This is a genomic window from Bartonella sp. AD24XZML, assembly GCF_042196485.1.
GTDB lineage: Bacteria > Pseudomonadota > Alphaproteobacteria > Rhizobiales > Rhizobiaceae > Bartonella.
Genome location: NZ_JBHIQH010000104.1, coordinates 72,679 through 92,808, shown reverse-complemented (window position 1 = coordinate 92,808; position 20,130 = coordinate 72,679). Strand labels below are relative to the sequence as shown.

The window sequence follows — 20,130 nt, the reverse complement described above, 5'->3', positions numbered from 1 at the left end:
TATAGTTATATTCTTTATTCATGTTATCTAATATTCTTGCACTTACAAGTGCAGCCTTGTATAGCCAGAATAAAGATCAATAAATAAACAAAAAAGCAGAAAGGCGTAAAGAGTATGTCTGTTGATCAAGAGACAGTCAAGCGGATAGCACATTTAGCAAGGATTGCCCTCCACGATGATGAGATAGAACCTGTGACAAAAAAATTCAATGCTATTTTAGGTTTTGTAGAGCAATTGAATGAAGTTGATGTCAGTGGAGTTGAGCCATTAACATCTGTGATGCCGATGACACTACGAATGCGTGAAGATAGTGTTACAGATGGCGATAAAGCAGCAGATATTGTAGCCAATGCCCCTGTTACAGAAGAAAAATTTTTTCTTGTCTCAAAAATTGTTGAGTAACTTTTTATATTTTTGAAATTTGAGAACCAATATGACTGATTTAACAACTCTCACAATTGCGCAAGCTCGTGATGCTCTAACAAAGAAAAATCTCAAAGCAATAGAATTAACGGAAGCTTATTTACAAGCAATAGAGTTGGCAAATCCAACTTTAAATGCTTATGTAACAATAACAGCAGAACAGGCAATGAAAATGGCTGCTGAATCAGACAGTCGCTTAGCGAAAGGGCAGGAAGGGCTTTTGGAAGGAATTCCCTTAGGGATTAAAGATCTTTTTGCAACCTATGGTATTCATACTCAAGCCTGTTCAAATATCCTTGATGGTTTTAAACCGCACTATGAATCAACTGTCACGGCTAATTTATGGCAAGATGGTGCTGTGATGTTAGGAAAACTTAATATGGATGAGTTTGCTATGGGCTCATCCAACGAAACATCATATTATGGTCCCGTTATTAGTCCATGGAGAAAAAAAGGCTCAAATGAAAAACTCGTACCCGGTGGTTCTTCGGGGGGATCCGCAGCCGCTGTTGCTGCACAAATTTGTGCTGGTGCAACTGCAACCGATACAGGTGGCTCAATACGTCAACCCGCAGCTTTTACTGGAACTGTAGGAATAAAGCCAACTTATGGACGTTGTTCGCGATGGGGCGTTGTCGCGTTTGCTTCATCTCTTGATCAAGCTGGACCTGTTGCTAGAGATGTTCGTGATTGTGCTATCTTACTCAGATCAATGGCCTCTTTTGATGAAAAAGATTCTACTTCCGTCAATTTACCAGTTCCTGATTATGAAAGTTATCTTGGTCAATCAATCAAAGGAATGAAAATCGGTATTCCAAAAGAATATCATGTGGATGGAATGTCTCCAGAAATTATTGAGCTTTGGCAAAAAGGAATAAATTGGTTAAAAGAAGCAGGTGCTGAGATTAAAGATATTTCTTTGCCCCATACAAAATATGCTCTACCTTCTTATTACATTATAGCTCCTGCAGAAGCCTCTTCTAATTTAGCGCGTTATGATGGTGTGCGTTTTGGTTTGCGTATGCCTGGAAAAGACATCATTGAGATGTATGAAAATACGCGTTCTGTTGGTTTTGGTGATGAAGTCAAACGGCGCATTCTGGTTGGAACTTATGTTCTTTCATCAGGTTATTATGATGCCTGTTATTTAAGAGCTCAAAAAGTAAGAACACTCGTAAAACGTGATTTTGACCAATGTTTTGCTTCAGGCATTGATGCTATTTTGACACCAACAACACCAACACCTGCTTTTGGTATTGCTGATGAAAAAATAAAAAATGATGCTGTAGCAATGTATCTTAATGATATTTTTACGGTACCAGTTAATATGGCTGGTTTACCAGGAATTTCTGTTCCTGCTGGTCTGTCATCAAATGGTTTACCTCTAGGATTGCAATTGATTGGTAAACCTTTTTCTGAAGAAGTCATTTTTCAGATAGCGCACATTATTGAACAAGAAGCAGGAATATTCAGTGCAGAAAAATGGTGGATGTAATAGTCAAAATTCACAAAGGAGCATTTCTCATCCTTAATGAGAAATGCTTTTTTAAATGGTGGAGGGATGAGCTCTATTTCCTTAATTCGTAGTCTTACCCACCAAGATAGGCTTCTTTAACACGCGAATCAGATAGCATAGTTTTTCCTTCACCGTGAAATAAAATATGTCCTACCTCTAAAATATAAGCATAGTCAGCTATGGAAAGTGCAGCAAATGCATTTTGTTCAATAAGAAGAACAGTTTTTCCCATATCATTAATTTTTCGAATAATCGAAAAAATTTCTCGAACGAGAAGTGGTGCTAACCCCAAGGAGGGTTCATCTAATATGACCATATCAGGATTGCTCATGAGTGCACGGCCCACAGCAACCATCTGTTGTTCACCCCCTGACATTGTTCCTCCCAACTGTTTTGCTCTTTCACGTAGGCGCGGAAAAAGGTCAAATATCCATTCAATATCACGGGAAATTCCCTGCTTATCGTGACGAATATAAGCGCCTAGATGAAGATTCTCTAAAACAGTAAGATGGGGCATGATACGTCGTCCTTCAGGGCTTAGAGCAATCCCTAATCGCAAAATCTCTTCTGGTGATTTTTTAATAATAGATTTGCCATTATAGGTAATTTCTCCATAAACAGAGCGATTAAGCCCTGTAATAGAACGTACAATACTGCTTTTTCCTGCACCATTGGCTCCAATTAAAGTGACAATACTGCCCCGCTTTATGGACATAGAAAGATTTTGGACAGCTTTAATGGCGCCATAATGAACGTAAAGATTTTTTATTTTAAGAATATCCATAAACATCTCCGCCAAGATAAGCTTCAATAACTTTAGGGTTATTACGAATTTCATCTGGTGTACCACTGGCAATGCAACAACCATATTCCATAACCAAAATATGTTGGCAAAGCCCCATAACCACTTTCATATCGTGCTCAATAAGAAGAATTGTAAGATCAAAGTCTTTTTGCACTTTTGCTATGAATTTTCTAAGATCTTCACTTTCTTGTGGATTCATGCCAGCAACAGGTTCATCAAGAAGAAGCAATTTGGGCTTTGTGGCTAACGCACGTGCAATTTCTAGACGTCGTTGCACACCATAAGGTAAAGCTGTTGCCGATTGATTGGCAAGGTGATCAAGTTGTAGCTGTTCAAGGAGCTCCAAGGAATTTTTATAAATTTCCTTCTTTTCTTTTATTGCTTTTGAAAAAAATAGAGCTGAAGAAAACCAAGGATATTTTTGTCGAACATGCGCTCCTACCATAACATTCTGCAAAACCGTTAACCCTGAGAAAAGACGAATATTTTGAAATGTTCTGGCAATATGGCTTCTACAGATAATATAAGGAGAGGCTCCAGAAATTTTTTTCTCATCAAAAAGAATGATGCCGCTTGTAGGAGCATAAAATCCAGAAATCATATTGAAAACTGTTGTTTTTCCAGCACCATTGGGACCAATTAATCCAGTAATACTTCCTCGTTTAATTGCCATATTAACATTATTTACAGCAACTAATCCGCCAAAACGCATTACAATATTATTGAGTGAAAGGATATTGTCGTTCATAGCTTTCCCTCAGTATTAGAAAGCTTTTTGCGTATCAAAAAGCTATAAATTCCATTCCATGAAAATTCTCGTTGTCCCATTAACCCTTTTCTCCAAAACAAGATAATTACCAGCAATAAAAGAGAAAAAACAACCATACGAAGCCCTGGGGTTTCTGGAATATGTATAAAACCTAAGTCAAATGGACTTTCAATAATACGAAGCCATTCAAGCATAACTGTAATAATAATGCTGCCAATAATGCTCCCTGTAATTGAACCGAGACCACCAGCAACAACAATCATTAAAATATTAAAAGTCAGAAGAAAATTAAACATTTTTGGATCAATGGTTGAAATAAGAGCCGCCATTAATGCGCCACCTATACCTGCAAAAAACGCTCCAACAGTAAAGGAAAAACTACGGTAGAAAAAAGCATTAATTCCCATAGTTTTTGCAGCTATTTCATCATCACGAATGGCACGTAATACGTTACCAGTATTACTTTGCAGTAAGAGAACAATAAAGAGAACTGTAAATGCTAGCCAACCATAGTTCCACCATAATGTTGCATTTTGAGGTATTCCTTTGATTCCCAAAGAGCCATTTGTGAGCGATGTTGCGTTCGTAATGACAATGCGAATAATTTCCGCAAAACCTAATGTTGCAATTCCAAGATAATCGCCACCAAGACGCAATATTGGTAAAGCAATTAATAAACCTACAACAGCAGCACACAAACCACTTATAACAACAGCGATAAAAAAAGGTAACTGCAAATGATATAATGGTTCAGCAATAGGCTCAAGAATCCACATCATTTCTTTTTGTTCAGGGGAAAGAAGTAAAATTGCGCAAACATAAGCACCAATAGCCATAAATCCAGCATGTCCAAGAGAAAACATACCTGTGAAACCGTAAATCAAATTAAGCGAAATTGCCAATATCGCATTAATAGCAATCAGATTGATGATACGAAGCGTATAGTCATTAAAATGGCTATCAGCATAAAATAAAAAAACTATGAGAACTAAAACACTTATACACGATAAAACAGTTGTCGCTGACTTTGCCATTAGATTTTCTCCTGATTTCTTTTACCCATTAATCCTGTGGGCAATATCAATAGAATCAGAATCAATAAAATGAAAGCGAAGGCATCTCGATATCCAGATAGCGCAGGGAAAAATGCGATAATCATAATTTCAATAAACCCTAATAATAATCCTCCCAACATTGCTCCTGGTATCGAACCAATACCTCCGATAACAGCAGCAATAAATGCTTTGAGACCAGGAAGAACACCCATATAAGGCTGAATTTGAGGATAACGTAAAGACCACATAATGCCTGCTATGGCGGCAAGAGCTGAGCCTATTCCAAATGTAAACGCAATAACTTTATTGACAGACACACCCATCAAACGTGTTGTTTCAATATCATGGGAGATTGCGCGCATAGCAAGACCCGGTTTTGTTTTATGGATAATCCATAACAGTAATAAAATAAGAATTAATGACACAACGGGAACGATCAGAGACATGGGAGCAATTCTGATGATACCATCTGCTCCTGATCCTAGATGCCATAAAAATGGTGTTACAAGAAAATCTGGCTGTTGTACACCTTTCGGAACACCACTAAAGAGTACAGTAGCAAGATTTTCAATAAAAAAAGAAACACCAATTGCACCGATAAGTGCCGAAATACGCGGAGCATGGCGTAGAGGTTTATAAGCAAATTGATCAACAGCAACACCCACAGCACTTGTAATAAAAATGGAAAAACAAAGAGCTAAAACCCAAATCGGTGTAAAGTCTTGTGGGGAAATTTTAAAATAATAAACAAATCCTAGCACAAGAATTAAAAAAGCAGCAATCCAATAAATTGGAGGACGCCTTTTAAAGCCTATAAAGACCGAATAATAAACAAGAGCAGCAAGAAACAAAAGAAGAAAAGCTGCCCAAGCAGGCATAAAGCCAATTGTGGAAAAGAAAACAAAATATGCTCCCAGCATAAAGATATCACCGTGAGCAAAATTAATGAGTCTCAGTATACCGTAGACCATGGTGTAGCCAATAGCAATAAGCCCATAAAGAGATCCCAATGCCAGTGCATTAAAAAAGTACTGGATGAACATTTCAGTGCTCATCTCTCATCCTTCCACATTTGTTAATTTACATAGGACAATAAGAAATTTCTAAACTTTTGGTTGAGAAAAAAATCCTCAACCAATTCTTGCATTTTAATAAGTAAAACTTTTTAATTAAAAAGCAGGTTTAACTTCTTCTAAATAAACACGTTTTCCATCCTGTATTTTAATGATACCAATAGGAATTTTAGGGTTATGATTTTCATCCATTGACATATCCCCAAAGGGGGTAGGAAAATCTTTTAATTTGCTAAGTGCGATAGTAATTTTTTCACGATCAGTGCTACCAGCATTTTCAATAGCCTTTATGAACATCATATAACTCGTGTATCCCAAAACAGAATTGATATTTGGCTCTTTGTCCGGGTAAGATTTTTTCCATTCTTTTGTGAATTCTTGCGCAGCTACTGACATATTTGGCATATCCTCACTATAGGGAAGTGTCGTATGTAAGAAACCTTCTGCAGCTTTTCCTGCAATCGTAATGGTTTCTGGATTATCCATAGCATCTCCACCCATAATTTGAAACTTCGCCCCTAATTCTCGTGCTTGTTTCATGATGATAGCACCTTCAGAAAAGTAAGATGGAATGAATAAGATATCAGGTTTCTGGGCGATAATTTGCGTGAGAACAGCTGAAAAGTCCTGATCTCCAGAATTATAATTTAAATTTGAGATAACTTCACCACCTAATTTTTTGAAAGCACGCGTAAAATAACTTGCAAGACCAATAGCATAATCGCTTGAAATATCTTTAAGGATAGCAGCCTTTTTTGCGTGTAAAGTTTGGCTTACATAAGTTGCGATTCCTACTCCTTGATAGGAATCAATAAAGCAAGCACGAAAGTAATATTTTTTACCCTGTGTAACAAGGGGACTTGTTGAGGACGTTGCAATGGTTGGAGTCTTTGCCTTTTCAGATATTTCACCACCTGCTAACGAGAGTGAAGAACCATAGCTACCAATGATTCCACTCACTTTTTCACTTGCAGTTAAACGCATAACAGCATTAGCCGCTTCTACTTTATCAGATTTGTTATCAATAATAACAAGTTCCACTTTACGTCCTAAAATTTCTGGAACTTTTTTATGGGCTAATTCTATACCTCTAATTTCAAGCTGACCTCCAAATGCATTTTGACCACTTAATGGAAGATAAACACCAATCTTAATAGGTTCACTCGCATAAACATTTGTTGTAAATGCTATAAATGCTGCGATTATCGTAAGGATTTTCTTCAATTGCATTGCGCATTTTCCTTAATTGAATTGTCGTTTTTTCACCTTATATTGAACTTCTTCATCATGCAAGTTACACATTAATCAAAATATCATTATGTAAAAAAACTTTTATATGACCTCTTTTGTAGGGCACCCCTTGTAAGGTATGTAAAGTGTACAATCAAATAGTTTTATAAATATTCATGTTGATATTCTCTGACACTAACATAGAAGATACGACAATGTGGGGAAATCTTATCTTGGGGCTTGCGTGTTGATACAAGAGCAATGTTTACTTAAACCTAGAGAATCAATATCGTACAATTTATAAGCTACAGGATCACGTTATTATGACGAGTAAGGATGCATTAAAGGATTGTTCCCCATCTGAGGATAGTATAGGTACTTGTGGGGAGATTATCGAAATCAGTGGTGTCATTAAGTGGTTTGATGGTAGTAAGGGGTATGGATTTATTGTACCTGATTTACCTCATTTTCCCGATATATTATTGCATGTTACGGTAATGCGAAGGGATGGTTTTCAAACAGCTTTAGAAGGAGCTAAAGTCATTTGTGCTGTGGAAAAAACTGAACGAGGGTTAAAGTGCGTTCAGGTGAAATCCATAGATTGTTCTTCAGCAATTCATCCATCAGAAGTTCCTGCCCGTACCCATGTTGTTGTTACTCCAGAAAGTGGACTAGAACGAGCAATTGTTAAATGGTTTAATCGTGACAAAGGATACGGTTTTCTTAGCCGTGGGCAAGGAACAGAAGATATTTTTATTCATATGGAAACATTGCGCCGTTTTGGTTTAGCAGAGCTTCGTTCCGGCCAAGTTGTTCTTGTACGTTTTGGTAAAGGAGAAAAAGGTTTAATGACAGCAGAGATTTATCCGGACATAGGCATTCCTTTAGCTACGCATTGAATTTCACGAGTGAAATCAGTATGTTTTCTATATTTTTAAAGATGATTATTCCGTAAATTGCTATAGAGGTAGATTTTTAAAGAAAATATGGCTCTCGTGAATCCATAAACCAAATGAAGAAAATTTCGCATATTACGTTGAAAGAAACTAGAAAATAACAAGGAAGCAATCCTCTTTTTTTTGACTTTTAAACTCTGGTACTTTTATTTTAGAAACAAAATTTAAAATTTTTCTGTGGTGGAGACAAGAATGTTAAAGCCTTTTAAAAAGGAGCATATTGTTTTATTGGTGATGTTTTTTATGTTAGATATGCGTGTTGTTGTAGCAAAGGAGCCCATAGAGATTCCTGTGCATCCAATTCCTTTAGAAATACATACAAAGCAAGGTCCGGTTTTTTATAAGGTAGAGATTGCTTTTACGCCATCTCAAGCAGCAGCTGGTTTAATGTATCGAACTGATTTTCCACGCGATCGTGCAATGCTCTTTAAGCAGCTAAAAAGTTCTCGATCGGGAGATGAGCAGAAAATTTTTATGTGGATGGCAAATACGCCTTTACCTTTAGATATGATTTTCTTAGACTCTGAGGGAATTATTGTATCGATTATTGAAAAGACTTCTCCACTTTCAACAAATACCATTTCATCAGAAGTTCCTGCAGCTTTTGCACTTGAAATTAACGCTGGTGAAGTTTCTAAAAAAAAGATACAAAAAGGACAACGTGTTATTCATCCTGTACTTTGTGGAAAGTGCAATAAAAATGACCGCTGAAGATATTCGTTTTTTTGAATATAATGGTTTGCGATTTGCTTATCGAGAAGAAGGGCAGGGCGCGCCTATTTTGTTGATCCATGGTTTTGGATCTTCTGCACGGGTGAATTGGTATGCAACGGGTTGGTTTCGTATTCTCACTGAAGCAGGATATCGTGTTATTGCTCTTGATAATCGCGGTCACGGAGATTCAGTTAAAAGTTATGATCCTGTCTTTTATACACCTCAAGCTATGGCTGGCGACGCAGTGAAGTTACTGCAGCATTTAGAGTTATCTAAAGCCCATGTTATGGGATATTCTATGGGGGCTCGTATTAGTGCTTTCATGGCTCTTTTGCATCCAACATATGTACACAGTGTTATTTTTGGTGGTTTAGGTATTGGTATGGTGACGGGAGCAGGAAATTGGGAGCCTGTTGCTGAGGCCCTTTTAGCAGAAGATATTTCCACTATTACCAATACGCGCGGTTTAATGTTCCGTAAATTTGCAGATCAAACGAAAAGCGATAGGCGTGCTCTTGCTGCTTGTATCATTACATCAAAACAGGAGTTAACGGTATCTGAAGTTTACAAAATCAAACAACCAGCACTTGTTGCCGTTGGTTCATTAGATGAAATTGGCGGTGATGCAGAGCCATTGGCAGCCTTGTTGCCTTGTGGTGAAGCTTTATCAATTCCTGATCGAGATCATATGCTTGCTGTAGGCGATAAAGTTTATAAAAAAGGCGTTATCGATTTTCTTTCTCGTTATCCTATAAAATAAGAACTTTTCATAGCTTTTAGAATTTACAGAAATACTCAATATTTTTATTTCGTATAAATTGAAAAAAGCTTATTAAAAAATCTTTCTGTTGTGACATAAGTTTTTATAAAAAATGAAAAGAAAAATAAATTCTTATTAGCTTATTTTGTATATTTTTTAGAGACGTAATTCTTCTAAAATTAGATAATTATACTTTAAAGGTTATTAAAAAGAATTATTTTCGAATGATGTAATAAATATTTTTTGCTAAAAAATGTAGTTTTAAATAAAAAAATATTTTTATTTATTTTTTATAAAATAAACAAAATTATAAATTATTGATCAATTTATTCTTACGAATATGCATTTTAAATACAGATGCTAAAATTGGAGATAAAGTAAAATTATTAAAAATATACAGTTTTTTTGCCATTTTTTAATCTATACGGGTATATTTAATAATGATAGACTCCTTTTGTAACCGTTCTTTATGAATGTATAAAGAACGTTGTGAATATATGTAATATTAAGTAAATATTCAGATTATGCTTTTTTACTGACTTTACAGAATCATAAGAGTGTCTTATTTGCACGACACGCAATTATTTTAATCGTTTCAAAAAAACAGGAGAGCATAGTGAATGCTGATGAAATAAAAAAACTTGATAATTATTTTAAAAATATATTCCAAAACTCAGCATTGCAAGTCAGAGCACGTCCTAAAAAGAGTGATTCTTATGAGGTTTATATGGGAGATGAGTTTTTAGGCATTATCTATCGAGATGAAGATGAAGATGAGCTCTCCTATAATTTCTCAATGGCTATATTAGATATTGATTTAGAAAATTGATTCGTTATTCATAGTTGAATGAAGTCTTTTTTATACCATAAGATTTATATAAGTTTTAACGCTTTAAAACTCGTATGGTTATTTCGTGCAATAATAAGATGGTCATGGATAATAATGCCTAATGCATTTGCTGCATCTTTTAATCTATATGTCATTGTTATATCTGCATTAGAGGGTGTGGAATCGCCAGAAGGGTGATTGTGGACTAAGATAAGTCCTGATGCGGATAACTCTAAAGCTCGAGAAATAACTTCACGAGGATAAACAGGGGTATGATCAATGGTTCCAGTTTGTTGCACCTCATCAGCAAGTAAGCCGTTTTTCTTATCAAGAAACAAAATACGAAATTGTTCACGTGTTTCATGAGCCATAACAGCTTTACAATACGCTAACACTTTATCCCATGATGAAAAAATATCGCGCTTAAACAATTGCGCACGAGCAAGACGTCCAGCAACATCTGAAATAATTTTTAAATCAACTGCAGTGGCGGGACCACATCCTGGAATTTCTTGAAGTCGGTGAATATCCGCTCCCAACACATCAGCTAATGAACCAAAACGTGCTATCAAATTTTTAGCTATGGGTTTTGTGTTTGCACGGGGTATTGTGCGAAAAAGCAATAATTCAAGATATTCATAATCTTCAATTGCATTTCCTTTTGACTTTAAATAACGCTTCCGAAGACGTTCACGATGTCCTTGATAATGTTTATGAAACTGTGCGTTTTTCTGAGGCTCTTCACTTTTTCTTTCTGATACTGGGGTGAGTGGAGAACTCAATGTTAATGCAAAGTGATTACTTTGAGTATCTTCCTTTTGATTTAATTTTTTAGCCATAACATCTCTACATTGCGTTAGGTATGCGAATTTGGAATATAAAAAATATTTTTAGGAGATTGTGTAAATATTTCATACCCTTCATTTGTAACACCAATTGTATGTTCATATTGTGCTGTCAGAGAGCGGTCACGGGTAACAACAGTCCAACCGTCAGATAAAATCTTAACTTGTGGTTTACCAAAGTTAATCATAGGCTCAATTGTAAACATCATACCTTGTTTTAATTCAGCTCCTTCTCCAGGATTTCCATAATGGAGGATATTGGGAGCATCATGAAAAAGCTGGCCGATACCATGTCCGCAAAAATCTCTCACAATTGAACAGCGTTCAGATTCTGCATACTGTTGAATAGCTGCCCCAATATCACCTGTCGTTGCTCCAGGCTTAACGACAGCGATTCCTTGCATAAGACTTTCATAGGTTATTTTTAGCAAGCGTTCTGCTGCACGCCTAATTTTTCCAACAGGATACATTCGGCTTGAATCCCCATGCCAACCATCAAGGATAAAGGTTACATCAACATTTACAATATCACCTTCTTGCAAAGGTCTTTTATTGGGAATGCCATGGCAGACAACGTGATTGATAGATGTACAGCATGAATGGCTGTATCCATGATAATTTAGATCAGCAGGAAGTGCTCCTCGCTTAGCTCCAAAAATAAATACAAAATCATCTATTTCTTGCGTAGTAACGCCCGGCTTAATGATATCTGTAAGCGCATCAAGGCATTCTGCAGCAATACGACCAACTTCACGCATTTTAGCAAAAGCATAATCATCGAAAATGCGGATTTTTCCATTAAATTTTAAAGGGATTTTATTATATTCGATATACTCAGTCATTGTTTCTTCTATTTTCTATTTTTACTCTCTGAATCGGAAAAATGCCTTCTACACTTACATGACACTTTACAGCATAACATTCTACTCCTGATTTTAATGCTAAATCAAACTTACGTCCATAGAGTGGATCAAGATCATGACAAATTGTAAAAGCTGAGCAATCTTCTCGTTGAATAATATAAAGCATAGCAGCTCGTTTTCCTTGTTGTACAACTCCTATGAGCTCATCAAGGTGACGTGCACCACGTTTTGTTTCGCTATCAGGAAATTCTGCTAATCCTTTCTGACGAATAAAATGAACATTTTTGACTTCTAGGTAACAATCAGGAAGAATGTCATCACGTAAAAGAAAGTCAATTCGTGATTGTGTCCCATAGCGTTGTTCTTTTAAAATTGTTTTATATCCATTTAATTCTGGTAGTAATCCGTTTTGAATTGCTTCTAACGCAAGTTTATTGGGTAAAGAAGTATTAATGCCAACCAAAGTATTATCGGCTTCAATAATTTCTAATTGATAGGCATATTTTCGTTTGATGTTGTTATGATAAGAAAGCCAAATATTGGTGTTGAAAGCTGTTAATCCAAGCATTGATCCTGTATTAGGTACAGACACGGTGAGGACATGCTGATCATCTTGTTGAACATCCGCAAGAAAACGTTTATAACGACGGATAAGCTTTGCAGGAAAAAGTTTGGGAATAAAGTGCATATCCCTTTTTTAGGATTTATGATTTCATAATTCAACTGAGATTATGATTTATAGGGGCTGTTCCCTATTAAAAAAGATAAAATTGATGTAAAAAACGCTACGATATCTTATATAAATTGTTATAAATTCCATCGTTCACTTTAATGGCTTTTAAAATTTATTATTAGGTTTAGAAACTATTATCTTTGAATGAAAAGATAGATTATCTATAATTTATTATTAAACAGCATTAGAGTATTGTGAAAAAGGTTTCGTAAAAATAGTGGAGAGGGAGATAGTTTAAGTGAAACTAGGTAAAATTGATGGCAGGAACGAATAGGAATCGTGAAAATTTAACAAATGGTCCCATTATTATTTTAGTTGAACCGCAGCTTCCTGAAAACATTGGTATGGTCGCAAGGGCAATGGCAAATTTTGGGCTTTCTAAGCTTCGATTAGTCAAACCTCGAGAAATGTTTCCAAATGAAAAAGCTAGAGCTGCTGCAAGTAAAGCTGATCATGTCATTAACAATGCTGTAATTTTTAACACATTGCGTGATTCAATTGCAGATTTACACTATGTTTTTGCCACAACAGCACGTGAAAGATGTGGATTTAAAACTGTAAAAAGTGCTGTCGAAGCAGCAAGCGTATTACGTCAGCGTGAAAGTATCGGACATAAGACCGGGATTGTCTTTGGAAGAGAGAGATGGGGACTAGAAAATAATGAAATCAGCCTTGTTGATGAAATTATTACTTTTCCAGTTAATCCTGCTTTTGCGTCACTTAATATTGCGCAAGCGGTTCTTTTAATGTCTTACGAATGGATGAAAACTGGTTTAGAGAATGTCAGCGATACGGCATTTCGTGCAGCAGAGATGGAACCTGCAAATAAAACAATATTCCATGGTTTTTTATCTCAGTTAGAAGAGGCTTTGAATATCCGTGGGTATTTTAGACCACCAGAACGTAAAGAAGTAATGCTTGCAAATTTGCGCTCTGTTTTTACGCGCGCTAACTTTAGTGAACCTGAGGTTCGTTTATTGCGAGGCATTATATCTTCTTTGGATCATTTTTCGCCACAATATCCACGGGGGAGTAGAACACCGGAAGAGCGTGATCGTAAAAAAATTAAAAATAAGTGTGAAAACTAATGGATGAACGACCTGTTCTTTTTTTTGATAGCGGTATTGGTGGTTTAACAGTGTTCAGGGAAGCGCGTATTCTTATCCCTGACATGCAATTTATCTATGTTGCTGATGATGCAGGATTTCCTTATGGAAATTGGAAAGAAAATATTTTAAAAGAGCGTATTTTGAAGATTTTTACAAATCTTTTAACACGTTACAATCCAGCTTTATGTGTGATTGCTTGCAACACTGTTTCTACACTGATGATAGCAGATTTACGACAGAATTTTCCTCATGTCCCTTTTGTAGGAACGGTTCCTGCAATTAAATCAGCTGCTGAACAAACAAAATCTGGTTTTATTTCCGTATTAGCGACTCCTGGAACAGTTAAACGTGCTTATACAAATGAATTAATTAACTCTTTTGCTGGACAGTGTCATGTTCAGCTTGTGGGAAGTAAAAAGCTGGCTGGACTTGCTGAAGATTATTTACGGGGAAAATCTATCGATTCAGAAGAGTTAAGAAAAGAAATCCTGCCATGTTTTGTGGAAAAAAATGGACAATATACGGATGTTATTGTTTTAGCCTGCACACATTATCCTTTTTTGATTAATTTCTTTCGTGAACATGCTTTATGGTCCGTTGAGTGGATTGATCCGGCGAAAGCGATCGCCAAACATATCAGATCTTTATTACCATTGTCGGAAAAGATACACCATCAATATATAAAAAAATATCAAGATTTTGCGTTGTTGACATCGAAAAATATCACTTCTTTAACGGAAAATTTGTTTAAAGGATTTGACTTAAAACTCATGAAAGGAGTTGACTTTGGGTTACGAGACCAATAATGATGATCTAGTTATTTTTTCAAGAAAATAGCATTAATTGACGTGTCCCGTGAATAACTTTGCATATTGATATGTTAAGGTATTCTGTCAGTCTTTAGTATTTAAAGGCAGAGGAGGGCGCGTTTCCTTGGGATCTTAAGATCTCGTATTTTATTTTATAAGGAAATGCGATGAGTAAACGCGAAACAACAAAGTATAAAATTGACCGTCGTATGGGAGAAAATATTTGGGGGCGTCCAAAATCTCCTGTCAATCGTCGTGATTATGGTCCAGGTCAGCATGGACAGCGTCGTAAAGGAAAACTTTCTGACTATGGGGTGCAGTTACGTGCTAAACAGAAATTGAAAGGGTTTTATGGAGATATTTCAGAAAAACAATTTCATAAAACCTATGAAGAGGCTGCTCGTCGACGGGGAGATACTGGTGAAAACCTTATCGGTCTGTTAGAATCACGTTTGGATGCTGTTGTTTATCGTGCAAAATTCGTACCTACGATTTTTGCTTCTCGCCAATTTATCAATCACGGTCATGTTAATGTCAATGGGCGGCGCACAAATATTCAATCTTATCGTTGTAAACCAGGTGATGTTATTGAGGTTCGGGAAAAATCAAAACAACTTGTTTTAGTGTTAGAATCAGTGCAATTGGCAGAACGTGATGTCCCTGATTATATTGAAGCAGATCATAAACAGATGAAAGCAACCTTTACACGTATTCCTGCTTTTGCTGATGTTCCTTATGCTGTGCAAATGGAACCTAATCTGGTTGTTGAATTTTATTCTCGATAATTTTCTGTAAGAGAAATTGTTTCTCTCTTCTATTATGATAACTTCAAAGTATTGTGTTATTTTTACAATATTTGAAATTAATAAGTTATTTTTGTAAATGGTTCTATATTAAGTTTATCACTATGTTTTATAGTCATAAATTTGTATAGTTCCATTTCTTTTTTTGTGTATCTAATTTATAAATTCAAAAAACATAAATGTAAGCTTGCTTTAATATTTTTTTATCTTTGCAAAATGAGCGTTACTTATGCAGGATATGATATTATGAATGATGTTTCAGTTGAATATCAGGCAATAGAAGAAAACCAAGGGAGAGATGATCCTTTAATAAGCGAAGCAGATAATTGTCATCCAATGTTTCGTGTTGCTCCTTCAAGCGTAGAATTTAATAAATTACGCAAACGACTTTTACGTCATATGCGACAAGCTTTGGATGATTTTTCTATGCTCTCTACAGGAAAAAAATGGCTTGTTGCTTTATCGGGTGGAAAAGACTCTTATGGTTTATTAGCGCTTCTTTTAGACTTAAAGTGGCGAGGTCTTTTATCCGTTGAAATTCTTGCCTGTAATCTTGATCAAGGGCAACCAGGATTTCCTAAACATATTCTTCCAGATTTTTTAAGTTCTTATAAAATTCCATATCGTATTGAATATCAGGATACTTATTCCATTGTTACAGATAAATTGGCAGAGTCGCAGACATATTGTTCACTTTGTTCTCGATTACGACGCGGTAATCTCTATCGTATTGCACGTGAAGAGGGATGTTCGGCATTAGTTTTAGGTCATCATCGTGATGATGTTTTAGAAACATTTTTTATGAATTTGTTTCACGGTGGCCGATTAGCTGCCATGCCTGGAAAACTTAAAAATGATGAAGGAGATCTTTTTGTATTACGTCCTCTTGTTTATGCTGCTGAGGAAGATATGGAAAAGTTTTCTCAAGAAATGCAATTTCCAATTATTCCTTGTAATCTTTGCGGTAGTCAAGATGGATTACAACGTAATGCAATGAAAGAAATGCTGAAAAATATAGAAAGACAAATGCCAGGACGTAAAGATACGATGATTCGTGCTTTAACAAATGTACGCCCAAGTCATTTGCTTGATAAGAAATTCTTTGATTTTAAAACGTGTTAATAAAAATTAGATATTTAAAAAAATAAGTTCAAATAATTTACGATAAGATACTTATTTATAATGATAATTTATTGTTTTTAATTTAAATACCGTCAGATTGTTTTGTTTCAAATTCTCTTATATTGCATCTATAAAAAACATCTGCCTGCATATCACAAAGGAAATTCTTGTGTGCATAAAACACTCTTGAAAAAAGTTTCCTTTCACTAACCAATGACTGTCGTAATATGAAAAATGGGAAAATAGTACGGTTGTCGATTTGCTCTTTTGTTAATTAAAAATGGTGAACCTTGTGGATTTTATTCTTTTGCGCCGCCGTCACCGCCATTTAAAGCTCATTTAAGGCATTAAATTAAGAGAATATATAACTGCTTGGTATTTTGGGAGTGTATAGCAAACATTCAGAGCAAGGATTGCTCGTAAATTCTCATGAAGTAAGCTATATAAGTGATCAAGTTCGATTGTGAGTAGCTGATCTTTTTATAAACCGATGCTAATAGAAATCTTCATCATTGAGGACAGGGAAGGAGTTAAATTTTTAAACTGCTATACCATAAAGGTCATAGGCATCCGATTGTTCGATTTTAACGGTGACAAATTCACCAACACGCAGTGGGCGTCGTGATGATATATGGACAACACCATCTATTTCTGGAGCATCGTACTGACTACGTCCTTTGGCAACTTTTCCTTGACTTTCATCGATAAGCACTCGGAGTCTTTTTCCAATTTTTTTCTTTAAAAGATGTGTAGAAATTTGTTGTTGTCTTGCCATAAAACGATGCCAGCGGTTTTCTTTCACCTCTTCAGGAATATTTTCTAATCCCAAATCATTTGCGGCAGCTCCTTTTACTTCTTCATATTTAAAGCACCCCGCGCGTTCAATTTTTGCTTCTTCTAGCCATTCTAGAAGTATATTAAAATCTTCATTCGTTTCACCAGGAAAACCAACGATAAATGTTGATCGCAAAGTAAGATCTGGACATATTTTCCGCCATTTTTCAATTCTACGGTTTGTTTTTTCCATAAGTGCGGGACGCTTCATGTGATGCAAAACAGTCGGTGATGCATGCTGAAAAGGTATATCCAGATAAGGAAGAATTTTTTTTGCAGCCATAAGTTCGATAACTTCATCAACATGGGGATAAGGATAAACGTAATGCATACGTACCCAAATACCCATATCGCCTAGTTCACGACAAAGATCAAAGAATTTCGTTTTGATTGTACGATCTTTCCAAGAATTTTCGAGATATTTAAGATCAACACCATAAGCACTCGTATCTTGTGAAATAACCAAAAGTTCTTTTACACCCGCTTGCACGAGTTTTTCAGCTTCACGAAGAACATCGCTGATGGGACGTGAAGTGAGATCACCACGCAAAGTAGGGATGATACAAAAACTACACCGATTAGAGCATCCTTCAGAAATCTTTAAGTAGGCGTAATGGCGAGGTGTTAAACGAATACCTTGGGGAGGAACTAAATCAAGAAAAGGATCATGAACAGGAGGAATTGCTGTATGAACAGCTTCTATAACGCTTTCATAAGCTTGCGGTTTTGTAATAGCCAATACATTAGGATATGTTTGGCGAATAGCATCAGGATCAGCACCAAGACACCCTGTTACAATAACTTTTCCATTTTTTTTAAGAGCTTCATCAATATTGGCTAATGATTCTCTCCTTGCCGAATCAAGAAAACCACAGGTATTCACAATAACGACATCAGCTCCTTGATGTTGACGTGAAATATCATACCCTTCAGAGCGAAGGCGTGTAATAATTCGCTCTGAATCTACGAGTGCTTTTGGGCATCCGAGGGAGACAAAACTAATACGAGGTGCTACCATGATGATCCTACAATTACTATGAATGATTGAGTTACGCTTTTATTAACTTAAAAATAATGTTCTTTATTTTTATACCTATGCAATACAATCTGTTACAAAGTTATTTGATTTTTTTCTACAAAATTTTATATGTTTTTATGCATGCATACAATTTTGTCTTATTATATCGTAAAATTCCGTCATTGAGGATGATGATATAAGGCTGCTTCCTTCAAAGCATTTAAGTTCTTTTCAAAGTACGTGGTGAAATTTTAAAACTTACTTGTCAAGCCTTGCGTAAGAGAAGGGCATGAGGGGAAGGTGAAAGTGAAACCCGCTCGATAAGGATCTGGATTGTTTATAAACCTAATTGGGGGCATCCTTTGGCTGTGGAGAAGAAGTCAATTGCGTGTGGCACAATAAAAAATACTCAACAGCTTCTTACTGCGATATCTATCGCGTACTATAAGGTTTATTTTTTAATATTTGCGAATAAGACCGGTAAGTTTGCCTTGTATTTCTACACGCTCGGATTCGTATGTCCGTACTTCATAATGAGGATTTGCGGCTTCTAATGCAATAGAAGCTCCTTTGCGTCGATAACGTTTTAATGTGGCTTCTTTTTTATCAATAAACGCAACAATAATTTCACCTGTTATTGCTGTATTTTGACGTTTCACAATGATCGTATCTTTATCAAGGATACCAGCCTCCATCATAGAATCATCTTTAACTTCTAATGCGTAGTGCTCACCTGTATTAACCATATCGAGTGGAAGAGAAAGGCTGTTTATTTGTTGCAGTATAGCAGAGGCGGGTACGCTTGCAGAAATACGTCCCATAATAGGAATGGTGATATTTTTTTCTTCTTCTTCATCAAAGGCACTCAAGCTTTTTGATATTTCTCTTTTCTTTCTTTCTATCATACTGGGAGAAATTTTACGTGCTAAAGAAAGGTTAAATGTTATTTTTTCAGGGAGTCGAATCACCTCCACAGCACGAGCACGATTGGGCAAGCGACGTATAAAACCTCGTTGTTCTAAGGCTATAATGAGCTTATGAATACCAGACTTTGAAGAAAGTTCTAATGCATTTTTCATTTCTTCAAAAGAAGGAGGAATACCAGTTTCTTTTATATGGTTATGAATAAACAAGAGTAGCTCATATTGTTTACATGTTAACATTCAATATTCCAATCAAAATAATAAAAATTAGTAAATTAAAAATACATGTATATATAGCACTTTTACAATTTCTATCGCCAAATCAAATTTATTTTCTTTGTTTTTGATCTTATCATTTAATAAATCAATATTTTTATTTATAGATATATTTAAATTATTATTTATATACTGTATATATACATTAATATTAAATAATGTATAAATATACTTTATAGTTCTGACTGAATTATCCAACACTAAATTTTGTGACTAGTATTATCCTTTTCTTCTAAAAATATATCTACGTATTTTGTAACTTTTGATATAAAAAAGTTAACTAGAAGGCATTCTATATATTCAGAACACTTAAAATAATTTTGCATACTGCATATTATTTCTGCTTTTTTATTCTTAGTAAAATTATCTACAGCTCTAATAGTGAGCATAATTTATAGTCATTCGGGATATTTTCAATGAGACTAAATTTTGCTTCATATCTACTTTATTCTATAGGATAAATTGGCTTTCGTTATTATTCATTATACATGAACAAAAATCATACTCTCAAAGCCATTGTTGCTCATTTTTCCATTTTCAAGTCTAACGTGTCAACCGCTATATACTATTTTCATGCCCCCTAATATTGCAATAATTTTTAGTTATTGAAAGGAGGCATAAAAGGTATTTTCATTTCTTTTTTATAGTTTTATTCTCTCACTTAT

19 protein-coding genes and 1 pseudogene are annotated in these 20,130 nt (G+C 35.4%); 10 read left to right on the top strand and 10 right to left on the bottom strand.

The window, feature by feature from the left end; genetic code table 11:
* The first annotated feature begins 114 nt into the window (after positions 1 to 114).
* Together gatC and gatA are read left to right on the top strand one after the other, a co-directional pair.
* Positions 115 to 402, top strand: a complete 288-nt coding sequence (gatC, locus tag ACFIMX_RS09400; protein ID WP_375618121.1) for an Asp-tRNA(Asn)/Glu-tRNA(Gln) amidotransferase subunit GatC — start codon at positions 115 to 117, stop codon at positions 400 to 402.
* A gap of 31 nt (positions 403 to 433) precedes the next feature.
* Positions 434 to 1,918 carry an Asp-tRNA(Asn)/Glu-tRNA(Gln) amidotransferase subunit GatA gene (gatA, locus tag ACFIMX_RS09395; RefSeq protein ID WP_375618122.1) on the top strand — a complete coding sequence of 495 codons (1,485 nt, stop codon included), beginning with the start codon at positions 434 to 436 and terminating at the stop codon, positions 1,916 to 1,918.
* A gap of 94 nt (positions 1,919 to 2,012) precedes the next feature.
* Here the strand turns inward: gatA and ACFIMX_RS09390 are convergent, their stop codons facing one another.
* The 5 genes from ACFIMX_RS09390 to ACFIMX_RS09370 form a co-directional block, all read right to left on the bottom strand.
* Positions 2,013 to 2,723 (bottom strand): ABC transporter ATP-binding protein, encoded by a 711-nt coding sequence (locus tag ACFIMX_RS09390; protein WP_273791026.1) that lies wholly within the window; start codon positions 2,721 to 2,723, stop codon positions 2,013 to 2,015.
* Positions 2,710 to 3,492, bottom strand: coding sequence for an ABC transporter ATP-binding protein (locus ACFIMX_RS09385; protein ID WP_375618123.1), 783 nt, complete (start codon positions 3,490 to 3,492; stop codon positions 2,710 to 2,712). The genes ACFIMX_RS09390 and ACFIMX_RS09385 overlap by 14 nt, the downstream gene beginning before the upstream one ends.
* Positions 3,489 to 4,547, bottom strand: a complete 1,059-nt coding sequence (locus tag ACFIMX_RS09380; protein ID WP_375618124.1) for a branched-chain amino acid ABC transporter permease — start codon at positions 4,545 to 4,547, stop codon at positions 3,489 to 3,491. The genes ACFIMX_RS09385 and ACFIMX_RS09380 overlap by 4 nt, the downstream gene beginning before the upstream one ends.
* The gene (locus ACFIMX_RS09375; protein ID WP_375618125.1) at positions 4,547 to 5,623 is read right to left on the bottom strand and encodes a branched-chain amino acid ABC transporter permease; all 1,077 of its coding nucleotides are present in this window, start codon (positions 5,621 to 5,623) and stop codon (positions 4,547 to 4,549) included. The genes ACFIMX_RS09380 and ACFIMX_RS09375 overlap by 1 nt, the downstream gene beginning before the upstream one ends.
* A 114-nt stretch (positions 5,624 to 5,737) precedes the next feature.
* A complete protein-coding gene (locus ACFIMX_RS09370; protein WP_375694375.1) occupies positions 5,738 to 6,871 on the bottom strand; it encodes an ABC transporter substrate-binding protein in 1,134 nt (377 codons plus the stop codon).
* A 323-nt stretch (positions 6,872 to 7,194) separates the two neighbouring features.
* On the opposite strand from ACFIMX_RS09370, the gene ACFIMX_RS09365 reads away from it, so the two are divergent.
* The 4 genes from ACFIMX_RS09365 to ACFIMX_RS09350 all read left to right on the top strand — a co-directional run bounded on the left by ACFIMX_RS09365 (position 7,195) and on the right by ACFIMX_RS09350 (position 10,130).
* On the top strand, positions 7,195 to 7,770 hold the full coding sequence (locus ACFIMX_RS09365; RefSeq protein ID WP_375639682.1) for a cold-shock protein: 576 nt from the start codon (positions 7,195 to 7,197) through the stop codon (positions 7,768 to 7,770).
* Between the two features lie 249 nt (positions 7,771 to 8,019).
* The gene (locus ACFIMX_RS09360; RefSeq protein ID WP_375639684.1) at positions 8,020 to 8,538 is read left to right on the top strand and encodes a DUF192 domain-containing protein; all 519 of its coding nucleotides are present in this window, start codon (positions 8,020 to 8,022) and stop codon (positions 8,536 to 8,538) included.
* Positions 8,528 to 9,301: an alpha/beta fold hydrolase gene (locus tag ACFIMX_RS09355; RefSeq protein WP_375618129.1), complete on the top strand. Its 774-nt coding sequence runs from the start codon at positions 8,528 to 8,530 to the stop codon at positions 9,299 to 9,301. Before ACFIMX_RS09360 ends, ACFIMX_RS09355 begins: the two co-directional genes overlap by 11 nt.
* Positions 9,302 to 9,917: 616 nt before the next feature.
* Positions 9,918 to 10,130, top strand: coding sequence for a DUF3126 family protein (locus tag ACFIMX_RS09350; protein WP_375618130.1), 213 nt, complete (start codon positions 9,918 to 9,920; stop codon positions 10,128 to 10,130).
* Between the two features lie 44 nt (positions 10,131 to 10,174).
* Here the strand turns inward: ACFIMX_RS09350 and radC are convergent, their stop codons facing one another.
* The 3 genes from radC to sfsA are packed head-to-tail and all read right to left on the bottom strand — an operon-like array spanning position 10,175 to position 12,526.
* Positions 10,175 to 10,969: a DNA repair protein RadC gene (gene radC, locus ACFIMX_RS09345; RefSeq protein WP_375618131.1), complete on the bottom strand. Its 795-nt coding sequence runs from the start codon at positions 10,967 to 10,969 to the stop codon at positions 10,175 to 10,177.
* Positions 10,970 to 10,986: 17 nt separating this feature from the next.
* Positions 10,987 to 11,817: a type I methionyl aminopeptidase gene (gene map, locus ACFIMX_RS09340; RefSeq protein WP_375618132.1), complete on the bottom strand. Its 831-nt coding sequence runs from the start codon at positions 11,815 to 11,817 to the stop codon at positions 10,987 to 10,989.
* Positions 11,810 to 12,526, bottom strand: coding sequence for a DNA/RNA nuclease SfsA (gene sfsA, locus ACFIMX_RS09335; protein WP_375611922.1), 717 nt, complete (start codon positions 12,524 to 12,526; stop codon positions 11,810 to 11,812). Before sfsA ends, map begins: the two co-directional genes overlap by 8 nt.
* A 302-nt stretch (positions 12,527 to 12,828) precedes the next feature.
* Here sfsA and ACFIMX_RS09330 point away from each other — a divergent pair.
* From ACFIMX_RS09330 to ttcA, 4 genes and pseudogenes are all read left to right on the top strand, one after another.
* Positions 12,829 to 13,666: pseudogene (locus ACFIMX_RS09330) on the top strand (RNA methyltransferase).
* Positions 13,659 to 14,486 (top strand): glutamate racemase, encoded by an 828-nt coding sequence (gene murI, locus ACFIMX_RS09325; protein ID WP_375639685.1) that lies wholly within the window; start codon positions 13,659 to 13,661, stop codon positions 14,484 to 14,486. Before ACFIMX_RS09330 ends, murI begins: the two are co-directional and overlap by 8 nt.
* Before the next feature lie 170 nt (positions 14,487 to 14,656).
* On the top strand, positions 14,657 to 15,274 hold the full coding sequence (gene rpsD / locus ACFIMX_RS09320; RefSeq protein ID WP_273722651.1) for a 30S ribosomal protein S4: 618 nt from the start codon (positions 14,657 to 14,659) through the stop codon (positions 15,272 to 15,274).
* A gap of 264 nt (positions 15,275 to 15,538) precedes the next feature.
* Entirely contained in the window at positions 15,539 to 16,414 is an 876-nt protein-coding gene (gene ttcA, locus ACFIMX_RS09315) for a tRNA 2-thiocytidine(32) synthetase TtcA (RefSeq protein ID WP_375639686.1), read from the top strand.
* 538 nt (positions 16,415 to 16,952) lie between these two features.
* On the opposite strand, the gene rimO is transcribed toward ttcA, so the two are convergent.
* Positions 16,953 to 18,266: a 30S ribosomal protein S12 methylthiotransferase RimO gene (gene rimO, locus ACFIMX_RS09310; protein ID WP_375618135.1), complete on the bottom strand. Its 1,314-nt coding sequence runs from the start codon at positions 18,264 to 18,266 to the stop codon at positions 16,953 to 16,955.
* Positions 18,267 to 18,724: 458 nt separating this feature from the next.
* Entirely contained in the window at positions 18,725 to 19,429 is a 705-nt protein-coding gene (gene lexA / locus ACFIMX_RS09305; RefSeq protein ID WP_375618136.1) for a transcriptional repressor LexA, read from the bottom strand.
* Positions 19,430 to 20,130: the final 701 nt, after the last annotated feature.

Coding starts and splice junctions, on each gene's coding strand:
- gatC (WP_375618121.1), top strand. CDS start 115: ATGTCTGTTGATCAAGAGACAGTCAAGCGGATAGCACATTTAGCAAGG.
- gatA (WP_375618122.1), top strand. CDS start 434: ATGACTGATTTAACAACTCTCACAATTGCGCAAGCTCGTGATGCTCTA.
- ACFIMX_RS09390 (WP_273791026.1), bottom strand. CDS start 2,723: ATGGATATTCTTAAAATAAAAAATCTTTACGTTCATTATGGCGCCATT.
- ACFIMX_RS09385 (WP_375618123.1), bottom strand. CDS start 3,492: ATGAACGACAATATCCTTTCACTCAATAATATTGTAATGCGTTTTGGC.
- ACFIMX_RS09380 (WP_375618124.1), bottom strand. CDS start 4,547: ATGGCAAAGTCAGCGACAACTGTTTTATCGTGTATAAGTGTTTTAGTT.
- ACFIMX_RS09375 (WP_375618125.1), bottom strand. CDS start 5,623: ATGAGCACTGAAATGTTCATCCAGTACTTTTTTAATGCACTGGCATTG.
- ACFIMX_RS09370 (WP_375694375.1), bottom strand. CDS start 6,871: ATGCAATTGAAGAAAATCCTTACGATAATCGCAGCATTTATAGCATTT.
- ACFIMX_RS09365 (WP_375639682.1), top strand. CDS start 7,195: ATGACGAGTAAGGATGCATTAAAGGATTGTTCCCCATCTGAGGATAGT.
- ACFIMX_RS09360 (WP_375639684.1), top strand. CDS start 8,020: ATGTTAAAGCCTTTTAAAAAGGAGCATATTGTTTTATTGGTGATGTTT.
- ACFIMX_RS09355 (WP_375618129.1), top strand. CDS start 8,528: ATGACCGCTGAAGATATTCGTTTTTTTGAATATAATGGTTTGCGATTT.
- radC (WP_375618131.1), bottom strand. CDS start 10,969: ATGGCTAAAAAATTAAATCAAAAGGAAGATACTCAAAGTAATCACTTT.
- map (WP_375618132.1), bottom strand. CDS start 11,817: ATGACTGAGTATATCGAATATAATAAAATCCCTTTAAAATTTAATGGA.
- sfsA (WP_375611922.1), bottom strand. CDS start 12,526: ATGCACTTTATTCCCAAACTTTTTCCTGCAAAGCTTATCCGTCGTTAT.
- murI (WP_375639685.1), top strand. CDS start 13,659: ATGGATGAACGACCTGTTCTTTTTTTTGATAGCGGTATTGGTGGTTTA.
- rpsD (WP_273722651.1), top strand. CDS start 14,657: ATGAGTAAACGCGAAACAACAAAGTATAAAATTGACCGTCGTATGGGA.
- ttcA (WP_375639686.1), top strand. CDS start 15,539: ATGAATGATGTTTCAGTTGAATATCAGGCAATAGAAGAAAACCAAGGG.
- rimO (WP_375618135.1), bottom strand. CDS start 18,266: ATGGTAGCACCTCGTATTAGTTTTGTCTCCCTCGGATGCCCAAAAGCA.
- lexA (WP_375618136.1), bottom strand. CDS start 19,429: ATGTTAACATGTAAACAATATGAGCTACTCTTGTTTATTCATAACCAT.